This window comes from Flavobacterium johnsoniae (assembly GCF_030388325.1).
GTDB lineage: Bacteria > Bacteroidota > Bacteroidia > Flavobacteriales > Flavobacteriaceae > Flavobacterium > Flavobacterium johnsoniae_C.
Window position 1 is genome coordinate 4984574 of the sequence record NZ_CP103794.1, and the last position, 19881, is coordinate 5004454.

Below are 19881 nucleotides of genomic sequence, written 5' to 3' on the forward strand. Positions count from 1 at the left end.
AACCTATGGCTAAGCCATTTTTATTTATATGGAAATATTATCTAGTCAGATACAGATATCCTGCCTCTTGTTTCGGTTTAGAATTATTATCCTTATATCTCAGGATATAATAGTAAGTTCCTTCAGGCAGTCCGTTTGATTCTTTAACAGTAACTCTTCCTTCTGAGTATCCTTTAAAAACAATATCATTATTGTTATAATGATCTCTTTCGAATACTAGAATACCCCAACGGTTATAGATCTGAACTGTATTTTCAGGATAACATTCAATTCCTCGTATGTAGAATCTCTCGTTGAACTTATCTCCGTTTAAAGAAACAGCGTTATAGATTTTTATGCTACATCCGTTTAGTTCAATAACTGTCGGATTATCACCGTTTACGTTTTCAGAATCTGACTGATCTGTTACCAGAATACCACTTTGAGTACTTCCTGAAACTGAAGCTTGATTAGTTACAGATCCCGCATTTATATCTGCTTGGGTTAAAGTATATGTTCCAGTAAATGTTATACTATCACTTTGTCCAACACCTAACGATATTGGTCCACCATTAATTACAATACCAGGCAGAAGATCAGCAATCGTCAAATTACTTAAAGCGACGTTTCCTGTGTTCGTAACTGTAAATGTATAAGTCAAGGTTTCTCCTGCTTCAACATTACCATTACCATTTTCGTCATTCAAAGTAACTTTCATAATTAAAGAAACTGATGGTGTTTCAACAAAAATGCGAACAGTTGCCGAACTACAGTTATTCTGATTTGCTTTTTCGCAAATCTGGTAAGTTAGAGTGTAGTCACCACCTTTAGTTCCTGGAGCAACATCAATTGTTCCATCTTGATTTAATGTAATTCCTTGTGGGAAATTATTTGCTGTTATAATAACATCCTCAGGATTAACAGGTAAACCATTTAATTTATCATTCGTTAAAACGTTGATAACTTCTAATGAACCATTTAATCCATCTGCTCTAGTTATATCATTATCACTTCCAGCTTCAATTCCGAACTGAGGTTTAGCATTACAACCTAATACCGCTGCAGGATAATTTACAACTACTGACTGAGTTGGATTCAATGTAAACTGCATTGTAACTGCTGGTCTTGTTAATTCAAAACCATCATTTCCTTCAATCCATTGTCCGTTAGTTAATATCCATCCTGGCCAATCTGTAGGCATATTGTTTGCATTTACTGTTGCACCTGGCCACAATACATTGCCACTTAATGGCATATTTGTTTGTGTTGCTACAATTCGATTTGCACTATCAATCCAATTAATAGTCAATAGACCAGTTGGAGTGAAATTATCTGCTTTCACGTTGTATGATACATACGGAGCATTATTTAAACAATAACTTTCTGCAGTAATAGTCATAGTTGGTGCAACCACCGTTACTGTAACTGAAGCCGAAGTACAGTTTCCTAAATTTGCTTTTTCGCAGATTTCATAAGTCAATGTATAGGTTCCCGCTGGAGCATTTGGAACTAACTCTGCTGTTCCATCAGGTTTCAACGTTAATACATTATTTGGATCTGGAGTCAGAATATTTAAATTAACATCATTAATAGTTAAAGGATTATTATCTAATGTATCATTATTTAAAACATTAATTACTTTAACTGTTTCATTAATACCAACAACTGAAATGTCATCCTTAAGAGCAATAAGCGTTCTCTTTTCAACAGGAATAGTAACTACCGCTGGCGTAGCATCTACAGCACCATTATTATCTGTCGCTGTAAAAGTAAATGAGTCATTTCCTGAGAATGTACCGCTTGGATCATAAGTCAATACCGCTGCTTCTACAGGTATTAAAACCTGACCAACAGTCACAGGTGTGCCATTTAAAGCTAATGTTCCATGTAATGGCAAACTCAATACAATATAATTTGCAATTGTTCCATCTGAATCTGTAGCACTCAAAGCTTTAATTGCTGTCGCTCCAGCACTTGATGGAATTGCTGTATTTGTATCATCATTTGCAACTGGAGCATTATTACCTACTGGAATAGTTATATTTCCAGGAGCTAATGCTGTTAAACCTAAATCATCTGTTGCTGTAAAAGCAAATGTTACATTTCCTGTAAATATTCCACTCGGAGTGTACATAATCATTGCTGCTTCAGCTGGTGTCAAGATTTGGTTTAAACTAATCGGATTTCCTGCTAAAGTTAAAGTTCCATTAGCTGGTAAACTCAAGATTGTATAACTAGCGATTGTTCCATCAATATCTGTAGCTATCAAGGCATTGATGGTTGTAGCTCCTGCTGTTGATGCGATTATATTATTTGTATCATCTTTTGCAATTGGTGCATCATTTACTGCCGTAACGGTGATTTCGATATCAGCCGTTGCCGTTAGAGTCCCGTCAGTAATAACATAAGGGAAGCTGATCGGTGCCGTTGAGTTGAAGTTCGCCGATGGCGTAAAAGTGATAACGCCAGCAGCCGAGATGTTCACCGTTCCGTTTGGAACCGCGATTGTCTGTGCTGCGCCTGTCAATGCCGTTCCGTTGATCGATGTGATGGAAAGCGTATCCCCGTCAACATCCGTATCGTTAGCCAGTGGTGTTAAAGTAACCGTGTTGTCTTCGGCAACCGTGTACTCGTCCTTCACCGCAACAGGATTGTCGTTCACGGCAGTTACCGTGATTTCGATGTTCGCTGTCGCTGTTCCGCTGTGCCCGTCATTGATCACATACGGGAAGCTGATTGGAGTTGTCGAGTTGAAATTAGCCGATGGCGTAAAAGTGATCGCGCCCGCAGCCGAGATGTTCACCGTTCCATTTGGAACCGTGATGGTTTGGGCAGCTCCTGTAAGTGCCGTTCCGTTGATCGATGTGATCGAAAGCGTGTCGCCGTCAACATCCGTGTCGTTGGCAAGAGGCGTCAGGGTAACCGCATTGTCTTCGGCAACCGTGTACTCGTCCTTCACCGCAACAGGATTGTCGTTTACGGCAGTTACCGTGATTTCGATGTTTGCTGTCGCTGTTCCGCTGTGCCCGTCATTGATCACATACGGGAAGCTGATTGGAGTTGTCGAGTTGAAATTAGCCGATGGCGTAAAAGTGATCGCGCCCGCAGCCGAGATGTTCACCGTTCCGTTTGGAACTGTTATAGACTGGACTCCGCCTGTTAAAGCCGTTCCGTTGATTGATGTGATCGAAAGCGTGTCGCCGTCAACATCCGTGTCGTTGGCAAGAGGCGTCAGGGTAACCGCATTGTCTTCGGCAACCGTGTACTCGTCTTTCACCGCAACAGGATTGTCGTTCACGGCAGTTACCGTGATTTCGATGTTCGCTGTCGCTGTTCCGCTGTGCCCGTCATTGATCACATACGGGAAGCTGATTGGAGTTGTCGAGTTGAAATTCGCCGATGGCGCAAATGTGATAACGCCCGCAGCCGAGATGTTCACCGTTCCGTTTGGAACCGTGATTGTCTGCGCGTTTCCAGTCAAAGCCGTTCCGTTGATCGATGTGATGGAAAGCGTGTCGCCGTCAACATCCGTATCGTTGGCAAGAGGCGTCAGGGTAACCGTATTGTCTTCGGCAACCGTGTACTCGTCTTTCACCGCAACAGGATTGTCATTCACGGCAGTTACCGTGATTTCGATGTTCGCTGTCGCTGTTCCGCTGTGCCCGTCATTGATCACATATGGGAAGCTGATTGGGGTTGTCGAATTGAAATTAGCCGATGGCGTAAAAGTGATAACGCCAGCAGCCGAGATGTTCACCGTTCCGTTTGGAACCGCGATTGTCTGCGCAGCTCCAGTTAAAGCTGTTCCGTTGATCGATGTGATGGAAAGCGTGTCGCCGTCAACATCCGTGTCGTTGGCAAGAGGCGTCAGGGTAACCGCATTGTCTTCGGCAGCCGTGTACTCGTCTTTCACCGCAACAGGATTGTCGTTCACGGCAGTTACCGTGATTTCGATGTTTGCTGTCGCTGTTCCGCTGTGGCCGTCATTGATCACATATGGGAAGCTGATTGGAGTTGTCGAGTTGAAATTAGCCGATGGCGTGAAGGTGATCACTCCAGCAGCCGATATGTTCACCGTTCCGTTTGGAACTGAGATAGACTGCGCAGCTCCAGTTAAAGCTGTTCCGTTGATCGATGTGATGGAAAGCGTGTCGCCGTCAACATCCGTGTCGTTGGCAAGAGGCGTCAGGGTAACCGCATTGTCTTCGGCAGCCGTGTACTCGTCTTTCACCGCAACAGGATTGTCGTTCACGGCAGTTACCGTGATTTCGATATTCGCTGTTGCCGTTCCGCTGTGCCCGTCATTGATTACATACGGGAAGCTGATCGGTGTAGTCGAGTTGAAATTAGCCGATGGCGTAAAAGTCATAACGCCCGCAGCCGAGATGTTCACCGTTCCGTTTGGAACCGTGATTGTCTGCGCGTTTCCAGTCAAAGCCGTTCCGTTGATCGATGTGATGGAAAGCGTGTCGCCGTCAACATCCGTATCGTTGGCAAGAGGCGTCAGGGTAACCGCATTGTCTTCGGCAACCGTGTACTCGTCTTTCACCGCAACAGGATTGTCATTCACGGCAGTTACCGTGATTTCGATGTTCGCTGTCGCTGTTCCGCTGTGCCCGTCATTGATCACATATGGGAAGCTGATTGGGGTTGTCGAATTGAAATTAGCCGATGGCGTAAAAGTGATAACGCCAGCAGCCGAGATGTTCACCGTTCCGTTTGGAACCGCGATTGTCTGCGCAGCTCCAGTTAAAGCTGTTCCGTTGATCGATGTGATGGAAAGCGTGTCGCCGTCAACATCCGTGTCGTTGGCAAGAGGCGTCAGGGTAACCGCATTGTCTTCGGCAGCCGTGTACTCGTCTTTCACCGCAACAGGATTGTCGTTCACGGCAGTTACCGTGATTTCGATGTTTGCTGTCGCTGTTCCGCTGTGGCCGTCATTGATCACATATGGGAAGCTGATTGGAGTTGTCGAGTTGAAATTAGCCGATGGCGTGAAGGTGATCACTCCAGCAGCCGATATGTTCACCGTTCCGTTTGGAACTGAGATAGACTGCGCAGCTCCAGTTAAAGCTGTTCCGTTGATCGATGTGATGGAAAGCGTGTCGCCGTCAACATCCGTGTCGTTGGCAAGAGGCGTCAGGGTAACCGCATTGTCTTCGGCAGCCGTGTACTCGTCTTTCACCGCAACAGGATTGTCGTTCACGGCAGTTACCGTGATTTCGATATTCGCTGTTGCCGTTCCGCTGTGCCCGTCATTGATTACATACGGGAAGCTGATCGGTGTAGTCGAGTTGAAATTAGCCGATGGCGTAAAAGTCATAACGCCCGCAGCCGAGATGTTCACCGTTCCGTTTGGAACCGTGATTGTCTGTGCTGCGCCTGTCAATGCCGTTCCGTTGATTGATGTGATGGAAAGCGTGTCCCCGTCCACATCCGTATCGTTGGCAAGAGGCGTCAGGGTAACCGCATTGTCTTCGGCAACCGTGTACTCGTCCTTCACCGCAACAGGATTGTCGTTTACGGCCGTAACCGTGATTTCGATATTCGCTGTCGCTGTTCCGCTGTGCCCGTCATTGATTACATACGGGAAGCTGATTGGAGTTGCCGAGTTGAAATTCGCTGATGGCGTAAATGTGATAACGCCCGCAGCCGATATGTTCACCGTTCCGTTTGGAACTGAGATAGACTGAGCGCTTCCAGTTAAAGCTGTTCCGTTGATCGATGTGATGGAAAGCGTGTCGCCGTCAACATCCGTGTCGTTGGCAAGAGGCGTCAGGGTAACCGCATTGTCTTCGGCAGCCGTGTACTCGTCTTTCACCGCAACAGGATTGTCGTTTACCGCCGTTACCGTGATTTCGATATTGGCTGTCGCTGTTCCGCTGTGCCCGTCATTGATCACATACGGGAAGCTGATCGGTGTAGTCGAGTTGAAGTTCGCCGATGGCGTAAAAGTGATAACGCCCGCAGCCGATATGTTCACCGTTCCGTTTGGAACCGTGATTGTCTGTGCTGCGCCTGTCAATGCCGTTCCGTTGATCGATGTGATGGAAAGCGTGTCGCCGTCAACATCCGTATCGTTGGCAAGAGGCGTCAGGGTAACCGCATTGTCTTCGGCAACCGTGTACTCGTCTTTCACCGCAACAGGATTGTCGTTCACGGCAGTTACCGTGATTTCGATGTTTGCTGTCGCTGTTCCGCTGTGCCCGTCATTGATCACATATGGGAAGCTGATTGGGGTTGTCGAGTTGAAGTTCGCCGATGGCGTGAAAGTGATAATGCCCGCAGCCGAAATGTTCACCGTTCCGTTTGAAACCGTGATTGTCTGCGCTGCGCCCGTCAATGCCGTTCCGTTGATCGATGCAATCGAAAGCGTGTCGCCGTCAACATCCGTATCGTTGGCAAGAGGCGTCAGGGTAACCGCATTGTCTTCGGCAACCGTGTACTCGTCTTTCACCGCAACAGGATTGTCGTTCACGGCAGTTACCGTGATTTCGATATTCGCTGTCGCTGTTCCGCTGTGCCCGTCATTGATCACATACGGGAAGCTGATTGGAGTTGTCGAGTTGAAATTAGCCGATGGCGTAAAGGTGATCACTCCAGCAGCCGATATGTTCACCGTTCCGTTTGGAACTGAGATAGACTGCGCAGCTCCAGTTAAAGCTGTTCCGTTGATGGATGCTATTGAAAGCGTGTCTCCGTCAACATCCGTGTCGTTGGCAAGCGGCGTCAGGGTAACCGTGTTGTCTTCCGCAGCCGTGTACTCGTCTTTCACCGCAACAGGATTGTCGTTCACGGCAGTTACCGTGATTTCGATATTCGCCGTCGCTGTTCCGCTGTGCCCGTCATTGATCACATATGGGAAGCTAATTGGGGTTGTCGAGTTGAAGTTCGCCGATGGCGTAAAGGTGATAACGCCAGCAGCCGATATGTTCACCGTTCCGTTTGGAACTGAGATAGACTGCGCGTTTCCAGTCAAAGCTGTTCCGTTGATGGATGCTATTGAAAGCGTGTCTCCGTCAACATCCGTGTCGTTGACAAGCGGCGTCAGGGTAACCGTGTTGTCTTCCGCAACCGTGTACTCGTCTTTCACCGCAACCGGATTATCGTTCACTGCCGTAACGGTGATTTCGATGTTCGCCGTCGCTGTTCCGCTGTGCCCGTCATTGATCACATATGGGAAGCTGATTGGGGTTGTCGAGTTGAAGTTCGCCGATGGCGTAAAGGTGATAACGCCAGCAGCCGAAATGTTCACCGTTCCGTTTGGAACCGTGATTGTCTGCGCGTTTCCAGTCAAAGCCGTTCCGTTGATCGATGTGATGGAAAGCGTGTCGCCGTCAACATCCGTATCGTTGGCAAGAGGCGTCAGGGTAACCGTATTGTCTTCGGCAACCGTGTACTCGTCTTTCACCGCAACAGGATTGTCGTTTACGGCATTAACAGTAATTAAAATATTGGCAGTTGCTGTTAATCTTCCATCTGTAATCACATACGGAATGCTTAATGCCGTTGTCGAATTAAAGTTTGCTGAGGGAGTAAAAGTAATTACTCCAGAAGCTGTAATGTTTATTGTTCCGTTTGAAACTGTAATACTCTGAGCTGCGCCAGTTACTGCTGTTCCATTAATAGAAACCAAACTAATCGTATTACCGTCAACATCGCTGTCATTAGTTAATGGCGTAAGTGTTACGGTATTGTCTTCATTTACTGTATATGGATCGTTTACAGCTGATGGCGCATGATTGACTGTTGGTGTAACCGAACCTGAATTATTTCCAGGAGTTGGATCTGTTTGTTCACCAGAGATTGAAGCCGTATTAGCATATGAACCTGAAGCATTAACTGTCACTGTCATGGTAAGAGTGGTACTTGCTCCGCTGGCAAGATTTCCAATAGTCCAATCTGGTGCGGACCAGCTTCCCGTAGATGGAGAAGCGCTCACAAAAGTATACCCTGCTGGAAGTACATCGGTTACTTTAACTCCTGTTGCCGCACTTGGTCCAGCATTAGAAGCAGTAATAGTAAAAGTAACATCACTTCCGGCATTTGGTGTCGTATTATCAACGGATTTGGTAACCGAAAGATTCGTTCGAACTACTGGTGTAGCCGTTGCTGAATTATTTGCAGTACTACCATCTGGGTTATTTCCAGAAATCGTTGCGGTATTTGCATATGCTCCTGTTCCTCTCACTGTACCTGTAATCTGCAGGGTAGCTGTTGCGTTGCTCGCAAGACTTCCTACGGTCCAGGTTGGAGCGCTCCAACTTCCTACAGAAGGAGTTGCGCTTACAAAAGTATATCCTGTCGGAAGTGCATCATTTACAGTTACTCCAGTTGCTTTGTAGGCTCCGTTATTTTTTGCTGTAATGGTAAAAATAACATTATCTCCAATACTTGGAGTGCTATTATTCGCCACTTTTGTAATCTCAAGATCAGCTGGACAAAGTGCTCCTTCAAAATTTCTGTTGGTTACTGTAGTTCCTCCGCACGATGTAGTAACTGTATATCGAACTTGAACTGTACCTACTCCTGTAAAACTTAAAGTGTTTCCATTTAAAGTTCCCGGACCGCTTATAAGCTCTAATACTCCTCCTGTAGGAGTAGGATTCAATAAAACTGGATCATCTATGCAATATTTAGAATCTGGTCCTCCTCCTAATGAAATAGGCTGAATAACTGGATTTGATTCTGCTCCGCAAATCTGTACATTGGCTGTAGCAAAAGTATAAACTGCTTCTTGCGATGTATCATCAGTACCATCTCCCATACTACCTCTAATTTTATGCCCCGCATAACCATACTTAGCCTCACAGGCTTTAACAATCATTGAAGTATGCCCTCCTGTTTCTACAGCTAAAATTCGATCAGAAGCAGATATACCGCTTGGCATAACAGGATTTACAGAATTTCCTGTAGTTCCAAGTAAATTATAATCATTTTGCCCAAAAGCATATAAATTATAACTACTGTTAATTACATTAATTGCTCCAAATCCAGTATCATGCTCTTGAACACTAATCCATTTAATATTATTCATAACAGGGCCAGCGGCAGATGTATACCTTGGTTGCACCCATGACAATCGATCCGTTGTTGTCCAATCACCTAATTGTCTTCCGGTATTTTCTCCTAATCCATATAAATTGCCATTAGTCGCCAAAACATAGTACGATTTTTCAGCACTAATACCTGTTGAGCCAATCATTTTAGGAGTTATAGAGGCCGGAAGAGTCATCTGTCTAGCAGTAGTTTGGCTGGTTACAATAGCAGTATTATCTCCTAATAACACATTGTTACCCCAAACGTAAACAGAACCATCTGCTCTTAAGGCCATAAGTCCTTCACTATTTCCTCTACATACAACAACATTTGTTAAAAATGGATTACCAGCTGCAGAAGTTCTCACCTTGTACCAAGTTACAGAATCTCCAGTTCCACCATTTCCTCGAACACTTGGTACTTGAGAAATCACCCATAAATCTCCACTACAAGTTGTAATTGCTAATGTTTGAAAAGTCGCAAACATCATTTTCACATCTCCTGGACTAACACCTGTCGGCAATCCATTTGAATTCCCTCCTATTGTTATTTTTTGAAAAGTTGAATTTGTAGTTAATGAACTAGCCAGAACATTTCCTACAGTAGACCAAGCATACAATCCATCTGTTGCCAAAAGTATTCCTTGTGCTCGATTAGCAGAATTACTTCCTAATGCAGCTTTAAGAGGTGTAGCTCCAGAAGTTAATGCAGGATAATTTGTTCTATTTATTGCTTGTGGCACTAATACATTAGCAGTACCATTATTTGCCATTCTTTCTCCCCAAACTTGAAGGGTACCATCTGAAGTTCGAACGATGGTACTATGAAAACTTGAAATAAAGTTATCATATTCTATTGATGATGCATCGTTATTAGAATCGGCACCAAAATTAGATAAATTGGTACCAGAACATCCTTGGACAGGAATGGCACATTGCGCATTCGATACCTGACTGAATATAAAAAAAGCAAAAAACAAAGCAATTGCCTTTTTTAAATTGAGTACGCTATTTAAAGTAAAGTAGTTTTTTATCATAAATAACTTGATTATTTTATTATCTGATGGAAATTGAAAGTCTGAGCCTGATTATTAAAATCATAAAAATCAAACATTAAATAAGTTTCTTGATTAACAACTCCCGATAATTTATATTTCAATAATTGTGTTTTATTGCCAATAACAATTTCTTTTTCTAATGCTTCAACCGTAAATGAAACTCCTAAGCCTGCAACCGACATTTTTGGTACAGACAATTTTGTAATAGAATTGTCTTTTGTAGTGATTTCCGCAGGAACAGTAATTATCAAATCTGTATAATTTCTTCCTCTCTCTATTTTCTCAGAAAAAGTGATTTTAGAAAAATCGAAAGACATTCTTACAGGCTCAACTTTTATCTTGAATCTTTCAGCAAATTGTGGATGATGACATTCTTCATCATGCGGTTTATTTTCCTGAAAATTAATCTCATATTCTCCTGGTTCCTGAAACACGTAATCGTTAATTTCGTTACCTCTCAAAGTTGTGTAGATATTGTTTTTGGCATTAGATACAGTCCAAGTTATGGTCTGGTCTATATTTTCAAAATCAATTTTTTCTCCGAAAGAGATTATTTTAAAATACTGGTTTGAATCTGTGCTGCCTATATTTTGTGCAACAGATTTAAAACTGCCAACTAAAACAAAAAACAAAAGAAATACAGTCTGTAATTTCCAAGACTTTAAACTTTCTTTTCTTATCTGCGTCATATCCTTATCAGCAGATAACAGCAATAAAGAACTGTCGGAAGAGTTTGGAATCCGTTCTTTATTCAACATTAAATTTTTTAGATAAGTAAAGTTCACCATATAATAAATAAATTAAGATTCGGGGCAAAAAAAAAGCACAACAAAGACACTACGCTCGATTTTTATATCGCCGCATTTTTTTTGATGTTTAATAAAATTTATAATGCTGAAAATTCAGCTAAGAGTAAGGATTGACGATCATATTAGCTGATCATGAAAAATGCCAATCCCCTTTTTTTCAGAGCCAAATGTAGCTGAAAATCTGAGCGATAGATAGTCAATTCGGACATATTTTGCAGTTTAGAAAAAATAAATCTAAAGCAAAAAAAATCTCACAAAAAACATATGCCTTAAAAAATTTAAATCACTGAAATACAAAACAGTAACTCAAATAGAAGAATATACTAATTGGTTATAAATAAGTAAGAAATATAATATTTTATGAAAAAAAGTTGGCATTACGTCGAAAAAAAACGTACTTCTGACGGAAGTTTCCCAAATCGTTTTTTGAAACTTGATGCAAATCTTCCCGCAGAATCATAGCCTGTTATAGCAGCTATTTCTTGAATATTAAATTTAGATTTTTCTATTAATTGCATTGCCAGTACAAGATTTTTTTCTTTGTGATATTGTAGCATCGAAAAACCAAAAACAGCTTTAAAATTTGATTTTAATTTCGTTGCAGACATGTTAACTTCTTTGGCTATAAACTCAATTCCTATGAATGGAAGATTTAAATGTTGCAGAATAATTTTTTCCGCTTTCGAAACATTCAAATAATCGATGTTGCTTAATGAAATATTATCGGTAATGCGGCTATCATTAAAAGCATTATCAAAAAAAATAATCATAAGTTTCATAATCTTTCTTCGCATTAATGCAATATCAGATTCTTCATTTTTCTCCCTTTCTAGTAATTGTGATAAATCTGCTGCAATTTCATGTGCTTTAGAAGAAATATCAAGCCAAGTATAAGAGCCTTTTTCTCCATTTAAAAAGTTTAAAATTGCTTTTCGTTCTTTAAACTTTTTAGAAGTAAAATTGTTTTTTACCCATTCTTTTGTCATTGCAATGGTAAAAAATTTACCATCAGATCCTTTATAGAAATAGCTAGAAATCTCCGTATTTGGTTTACTGATAGTCCAACATGTACTTAGAAGAGTTAAAAAATCACCATTTCCTAAAGGAAACTGATATTCGAAAATAGAAAAGGTTAACAGATAATAGTCACTCGATTTACTTTTATCATAACTTGACAAAGCCATGATATTTTCTCTCAGCGTCATGTAAAAAGTGATCAACCAGAAACCCTTTTCAAATTCTCTATAATACATCTTTGCACTGCATAAAGAGGTATTAAAATCAATACGGTTTTTTAATGGGAAATGCTTAATTATAGGAAGTTTCAGTATACTGTCAATCATTATCTGAGGCGAATTAGACAGGTAAGGAAACTGAAAAAAACCGTCTTTCAGCAGAAAAAGATATTTCTGAATATGTTTAGGCCAATTCTCTATGGTCATATAATAAAATTTTATAAAAATCTGCTGTTAGACAAATTTTTAAAGGCGTATAAACTAAAACATAAATTTTTCCTATCTAAGAAAAGAGAGGAACATATCACTAAAATAAGAAAAATTTCGGCAAACCGAAGCATTTCATATAAAAATTGCAGTAGGAAAAGTATTAAAAATATATTTTAAATAAAAAAAACAAACTTTAAATACTATAAAAATCTGGGGGTAAATTTTGCAGCAAAAATAAAAATATTATTTACAAAAATTAAATTTTTTCAAGCTTTATACTCACATTTTTTTTGCGATTACCAAAACAAAAATGACAATTTAAAGCTAACGTTATTCTTCCCACAAAAAAAATCCCAATCGTTTGATTAGGATTTTTAGACAATATTCTAAATATAATTTTTCAAAAGTTCTTTTTAAAACTAAAAATAAAGACTATTGAATCACTTCTTCATTGTATAAGGAATACTAAATTCATATATTCCTGAACCTGCTTTAACCACAATACTATTCTCTTTTTTCTCTACAATTTCAATTTCTTTACTTGCAGATAAATTCTTTCCGCTTTCTGTAATACCTTCCAATGATGACGCAGGAATATTTATGTAAGCTACGGTATTCGGTGGTATTTCGGTTTTTAAATTTAATTTATTGCCATTTATTTTCCAGTTTGAAGAAAGTTTACCATAAGGAGTTTTGTAATCGGCAGAAACATAATTAAAGTCGCCTCCTATATGCGGATGAATACGAATCTTTTTATATCCTATACCATCACCTTCTATATCGAGACCGGCAACAACTCTGTACATCCAGTCGCCAATAGCGCCATAGGCATAATGGTTAAAAGAATTCATGTCAGAATTCTCAAAACTGCCGTCAGGTTTAATTCCATCCCAACGTTCCCATATCGTTGTTGCATCTTTTGTAACAGGATATAACCAAGAAGGATAAGTTTTCTGCAACAACAATTCGAAAGCCAAATCAGTATAATTAAATCGGCTTAGCACATGGCAAAGATATGGTGTTCCTAAAAACCCTGTTGTTAGATGAGTATCATATCTTCTAATATTTGCAGCAAGTCTGTCAGCTGCCTGTTGGCGAAGTTTTTCAGGCAACATATCAAAATGAAGCGCCAAAACATAAGATGTTTGAGTGTCTGAAACTGTAGCGCCATTAGCAGTTGTATATTCGTTTAAAAATGCATCTTTAATTTCTTGAAGCAATAAATTATATCCTTTCACATCATCATTTCTGCCAAGCACTTCTGCCGTATTTATAAGTAATTGAACCGAATGAGCATAAAAACATTGTGCTATCAAATATTTGTTTGTAATAGCAGAATCTCCAAAAAGATCATCTTGAACATTATAAAACAGCCAATCGCCAAAATGTCTGCCTTGCTTCCAGAGATTATTTTTGCTTTGTGATTGAATATAATTTACCCAATTTTTCATGCTTTGATACTGTGTTTCAAGTATACGTTTGTCTCCATAAGCTAAATACATATTCCATGGAATTATCGTTGCAGCATCGCCCCAGCCACTACTTCCCCTTTCAAAATCGGCTAAGACATTTGGAACGACATGCGTAACGCTTCCATCAGGAAATTGATCTGCTGCGAGATCTTTCATCCATTTAACAAAAAAATTATTGACTCCTCTTAAAAAAGAGGCCGTACGAAAAAATACTTGAGCATCTCCAGTCCAACCAAGACGTTCGTCACGCTGCGGACAATCGGTCGGAACATCCAGAAAATTACCTTTAAGTCCCCATTCTATATTATGCTGTAATTGATTGATAAGTTCATTACTAGTAGTAAAACTACCCGTTTTTTCCATATTCGAATACAATGCACAAGCTTCAAAATCTTCTGGCTTAAGTTCTCCAGAAAATCCTTCTAACTTTACATAACGAAAGCCATGCCATGTAAAATGCGGCTCAAAAGTTTCTTGTTTTCCTCCTTTTAAAATATAAATATCTTGAGCCTTCGCTATTCGTAGATTTTCTGTATAAAAATTTCCATCTTTATCTAATACTTCTGCATGAGAAACTGTTATCTTTTGGCCAACCTCGCCTTTAACTTTAAGAGTAACCCAGCCAACAAGATTTTGACCAAAATCTATTATTTGATCACCTTTAGGAGTGGTAAAAATCTTTTTAGGAATAAATTTTTCGTGTCGTGTAACCGACTCATTGTATGTGCCAATTAATATATTTTTAGGAAAAGACTGCACCTTAACTCCAGACCAGTCCTTATCATTAAACTCTGGTGTAGCCCAGCCAATTTTTTCCAGACGCGCATCTATAACTTCACCTGCGTATATATTTGAACTTCTGACGGCACCTGTCGAAGATTTCCAACTTCCATCTGAATTTATAGTTTCTGTACTGCCGTCTGTATAGGTAATATTTAGCTGAAACAACAAACTTATGTCACTACCATAAATGTCTTTGAAATTTCCAAGCGAGAAATAACCTCGATACCAACCACTGCCCAGCATTACTCCTATTGCATTATTACCATTAATAAACATATCACTAACATCATAAACCTGATATTGAAGACGTTTTTTATAGCTTGTCCAACCTGGCGTAAAGTATTTATCGCCAATTTTTTTTCCATTGATCTGTGCTTCGTAAAGTCCGTGTGCAGTAATATAAGCAGTTGCAGATTTTACTTTTTTATTGATTTTAAATTCTTTTCTTAAAAGTGGCGATGGACGATCATTTTCTTCTGCGTAACCCGGAGATATCCATTGAGCTTGCCAGTCATTTTCTTTCAATAAACCCATCTGCCAATAAGCAACATTGCTCCATGTTGTTAATTTGCCTTTATTATCCCATATTCTTACCTGCCAATAATAACGTTTTCCAGCTTCTAAAGGTTTACCGCCATAAGGAATATGTATTGATTGATCGGATATAACTTTGCCTGTTGACCATAATAAATCTTTATTAAATCCAGTTTCACTTTCTGCGACTTTGATTTCATAGGCAAGCTGCATCGTATTACGTTGTTTAGCTATTAATTGCCAGCTAAAATGCGGTTGCAGATTATCAATTCCTAGCGGATTTGTAAGACCTTCTGTAGTTAGGCTCGTTACTTGTGTTTGTGCTTTTACCGTAACTATTTGTAGAAAAAGGCAAAGAAGAATTATTCTCTTAATCATAGAAATTGATTTTAATTTATTATGAAAAAATTATTTAGGATTTTGCTTTTTTGAAATAAGGCATAGAATTAAACACCTCGTATATGCAAAATAAAATAAGATAATCTTTACCTGTATTTACATATCGTGTTATTTTTCAACGAATCATGTCAAAAATCAATTTATTGGTATTAAAAAATGTGGATTTGATATAATTGCTTCGAATCTTGTTCTTAGCGCAAAAAAAAGTCCCAATCAAAAGATTGGGACTTTTTTGCATTCTTAAAGGTTTTCAAATATTTTAAAAATAATCTAAGCGAAATAATATTTCCCTATAAAAACAATACCATTGTAAATTACGTGAGCAATGAATGGCAGCAATATTGCACTTCTTTGATTTTTACCTCTTGTATATAAATAAGCAAACAGTAAACCTGTCACGAATGCATAGGAGAAATAAAAAAAATTGTAGAGATGAAATGCTGCAAAAGCAAAGGCAGACACAAGACAGCAATATTTCAATGCCATTTTTATACTCTTTGAAATTTCAATAACTGCATACTGGAACAACAAAGTTTCAATAAAGGGAGCAACAATAATAAATAAAACTATTTTTTCTTTAATAGTATAATGATCATTAAAACCTTCGTTTAAAGGAACATCAAATAAATCTGAAACAACAGAAAAAATATAGTTGTTTAAAAAATTTAAAAGAATTACAAGCAGTATAAGTTGCCAATGTTTAAGATCAAGTACAAAACTTTTTATTTTTGCAATCATTATGAACTAATTTTTTAAAAAAATATTGGGTTATTAATAATTAAATATTCGGCTTGTTTTTAAATTATATAAAAAAATAGAAGTACCCAAAAAGAATATTGTAGTAATAATTGATCCTTCAAAACCAAATTCACCTCCACTCCAAATAAATGGTTTTTGAGCATTATATTTTAAAATACTTTTAATTTTCATTCCACTAATATTACTTCCGAGTAAACACCCTATTGTAAAATTCCAAAAAGCATGAATTACGGTTACTAAAAAAAGTGAATTACTTTTTAAGTATATTAAACTAAAAAAGACACCCGCAAGAATAATATTAACAGCGCCAATAATAGTAATATTTGGATTGAATAAGTGAAATACACTAAAAAATAACGAAATTAAAAGTATCTTTTTGAGTGTAAATTCATTACTTAAAAAAGAATAAGGTATAAACCTAAATAATATCTCTTCTAATAAAGCCGAAAAAAATATCATTATAAAGAAAAAGAGAATATCAATATCCCAATGAAATTCTTTACTGATTCTTATAAGTTCTAGACCAATCAGAGAACAATAGATTGTAAACGGTAAAAAAAATGAAAATACGTAAGCTCTAAAATCAAATGATTTATAAAAAAGAGCTGTTTTAAAGGAGCCGTATAAATTATTTTTTTTGAATAAGTATATGATGTACACCAACTGAGGAAAAAAAGAACAAATCCAAATTTTATAGGTGAATTCATTTTTATTCAAATCAGGAAAAGCTAAAAAAATAAAAGGTATAGAAATAAAAGAAATCTGCAGAAATGCCTTAATATAAAAGCTGATTATTTTTTTCATACTACAAATATATATTTTGTAGTACGAAAAATACTAGTAATATTTTATTTTTTTTATTTCTATCTATTTCTTAAAACTTAAAAAAAGATTGTTCAATGATGAATTACAATATTTATTAAGAAACAGAAAAATTTCGCAACAAAGAAAAGTTTAAACTAACTCAATAAATCTTCTATTTTAGTTTTTAAGATTTCTAAATTTTGATGACCAAAATAATTTCCTAAAACATTATAATTATCATCAAAAATAACAAATGACGGAGTTCCTTTTAATTGATTAAGTGTAAAAGTTTCTGCTAATAAAGCTATCTCAGAATAAAATTCTTTTACTTTTTGCACTACAATTTCTTTTTCCTTTTCAGGAAAATTTTCAAAATTAGGAATGGCGTTACAAATCAATTCCACCTTATTTGAATTTATAAATTCTTCTGAAGAAATAATGCTATCAAAAGCGACTGGAAAATTCAGCGTTTCTCCATAGTTCGAAATTCCATAGTTTGTCGTGTAATATTTTTTTGTTTCGCCAACTAATGTTCCGTTTTCCAGCAGTAACTTTAGACTTTCTTCATTATTATATTCAAAATCTTCAAAAGCAGTAGCAATTCCGATAAAACCAACTTTATCACTAAATAATCTGTAAAGCTCGTTCGTAATGGGAATTCCGTAGATAAAACAACCGGGACAATTTACCTGAAAAACAAAAGCTATGTTTACTTTGTTTATTTTGAATTCCCCTTGAACTAATTCTTTTATATTGAGATGAAATTTTGACATGATTAAATTTTTTGATAGTAAAATTTTCTATTCAAAATTACTCAAGAACACTAACTTAATAATAGTCCAGTTTTTGCAATTATACTTCTTTTCTGGTTTTTATACTTACTATTTTGTTTTTAACACACCCGCAAAACCACCTCTTGAAAGGCAATCGATCTTAATGGCTTCTCCTTTTTTAACTTTTAATATTTTAGAATCTAAAGATTTACTATCTTTTGCATCAGTAATTAACAGCAACTCATAATTTCCATTTTCTAGAAAATTAAAATTAAGGGTCAAAGTCTGAGCGATGTCTTTTCCATTTAAACCTCCGATATACCAAAGATTATTTTTCTTGCGAGCCATAATTACTTTTTCTCCTGGAAATCCATCTATCAATTTTGTATCATCCCAAGCAGTAGGGAAATTTTTAAGAAACTCTTTTGGTGCTGTAGGCAAATCGTAATAAGCCGAAGGGCGATCTGCAAAATGCTGTAAACCTGACTCAAAAACTACAGATAAAGCTAATTCATGTCCAAAAGATGTAATATGAGGATGTTGGCTATCAGAAAAAGTGACAGGCGTATAATCCATTGAACCGACAACGTTTCTTGTAAATGGAAGTGTTGTATTATGAACTGCCGCCTTATCTGTTAAAACGGCTTTATTATTATACCATTCTGCGCCATAAACAGCTTCTGTTGTCATTAAGTTTGGATACGTTCTAGCCCAGCCGCGCGGAATAGTAGCTCCATGAAAGTTCACTATTAAATGATATTTTGCGGCATCTTTTAAAATATCAATATAATACTTCATCATATCTTGCTGATCTCCAGCAAAGAAATCTACTTTAATTCCGTAAATACCTATTTTATTCAGCCATTCAAACTCCTTTTTTCTTTTTTCGGCTGTAAGTAATCGATCTACCGGCGTTGGTTCTAGCCAGCTTGTTCCTGAATTATACCAAATAAGCGGTTTAATACCTTTGCTTTTAGCATAATTACATGCATCTTCTAAGTTACCTCCGTTAGCCATAACATCCCATTCCCAGTCAATTAACACATATGGCCATTTCATTTCTACAGCTAAATCTACATATTCAACCACTTTTTTATAATCTTTTGAGCCATGATTATACGCCCAATAAATCCAAGAAACAGCGCCTGGTTTAATCCAACTTGTATTTTTCAATTGAGTGGATTCACTAACATCTGTAACCAAATTTGATTCTACGATGTCCGATAAATTCCCAATCGCAAACGTATGCCACGGAGAACTCCAAGGTAATTTGGCTCCAGCTCCAATCTGCTTAAAATCATCTCTTACAGCAGGATAAGTTACTTTGTATTCAGATGGCTTTTGTGAATTATTAAGTATCGAAGCACAATGATTTTCTGTAATTCCTGCCTCAGAAATAAGTACCCAAACTGGCTGTTCATTTACTTTGTATAAAGCAGGAAAACCCCAATCAGCATTTTTTTGAGAATTGAGTCCTGTATTGCTTTGAGGAAAAAACTCTTCATATGAAACTTGATATGGTTGAATCCATCTAGAAGTTCCTTCTGGTATATTATAAGTTGTAAGTTCTTCTGTTATATTAATATTCTTTTCTGATTGATTTGGAAAAACATACTGAAACGCAACACCATTATTGTAAGCCCTAAAAACGACATCAAGCTTCTGGTTATTTTTGTTTTTAAAACTAAACTTTTTTTCGCGTCCAAAATTCTCGCAATGCGCGCGTTTGCCACAAATCATTTGATAATTATCGTGTATATCAATAACTTTTGATTCTCCGATAAATTTCAAACTATCAAAATGCTCATTTTTTTGTACAATTCCAAGTTGAGATTGTGGCAAAACTTCGGTATAAACGTCATTATTTTTATATGATATTTTAAAATAAACCCGATCAGCTTTTCCTTTTGCCGTTTTCAGTTCTACTTTAATTTTCTCATTCGGAGACACCAATTCTTGTGCATTTGAAAAAAAGAAATTCAATACAAAAATTAGAATCAGAATGTTTCTTGCTGCTTTCATTACGAA

8 protein-coding genes are annotated in these 19881 nt (G+C 37.9%); all 8 read right to left on the bottom strand.

The genetic code is table 11. The features are described 5' to 3' along the window. Positions 1 to 37: 37 nt before the first annotated feature. Positions 38 to 10054 carry an Ig-like domain-containing protein gene (locus NYQ10_RS21135; protein WP_289878101.1) on the bottom strand — a complete coding sequence of 3339 codons (10017 nt, stop codon included), beginning with the start codon at positions 10052 to 10054 and terminating at the stop codon, positions 38 to 40. A gap of 11 nt (positions 10055 to 10065) precedes the next feature. Beyond that, complete coding sequence (locus tag NYQ10_RS21140) at positions 10066 to 10833, bottom strand: hypothetical protein (protein WP_289878102.1); 768 nt, start codon at positions 10831 to 10833, stop codon at positions 10066 to 10068. Positions 10834 to 11261: 428 nt separating this feature from the next. After that, positions 11262 to 12326 carry a helix-turn-helix domain-containing protein gene (locus NYQ10_RS21145; RefSeq protein WP_289878103.1) on the bottom strand — a complete coding sequence of 355 codons (1065 nt, stop codon included), beginning with the start codon at positions 12324 to 12326 and terminating at the stop codon, positions 11262 to 11264. Between the two features lie 443 nt (positions 12327 to 12769). Beyond that, on the bottom strand, positions 12770 to 15496 hold the full coding sequence (locus NYQ10_RS21150) for an alpha-L-rhamnosidase (protein WP_289878104.1): 2727 nt from the start codon (positions 15494 to 15496) through the stop codon (positions 12770 to 12772). A gap of 291 nt (positions 15497 to 15787) precedes the next feature. Further along, the gene (locus NYQ10_RS21155) at positions 15788 to 16255 is read right to left on the bottom strand and encodes a CPBP family intramembrane glutamic endopeptidase (protein WP_289878105.1); all 468 of its coding nucleotides are present in this window, start codon (positions 16253 to 16255) and stop codon (positions 15788 to 15790) included. 33 nt (positions 16256 to 16288) lie between these two features. Beyond that, positions 16289 to 17080 (bottom strand): CPBP family intramembrane glutamic endopeptidase, encoded by a 792-nt coding sequence (locus NYQ10_RS21160; RefSeq protein WP_289878106.1) that lies wholly within the window; start codon positions 17078 to 17080, stop codon positions 16289 to 16291. A 155-nt stretch (positions 17081 to 17235) separates the two neighbouring features. Beyond that, positions 17236 to 17853, bottom strand: coding sequence for a hypothetical protein (locus NYQ10_RS21165; protein ID WP_289878107.1), 618 nt, complete (start codon positions 17851 to 17853; stop codon positions 17236 to 17238). Between the two features lie 108 nt (positions 17854 to 17961). Then, on the bottom strand, positions 17962 to 19875 hold the full coding sequence (locus tag NYQ10_RS21170) for a glycoside hydrolase family 97 protein (protein WP_289878108.1): 1914 nt from the start codon (positions 19873 to 19875) through the stop codon (positions 17962 to 17964). Between the last annotated feature and the right edge of the window lie 6 nt (positions 19876 to 19881).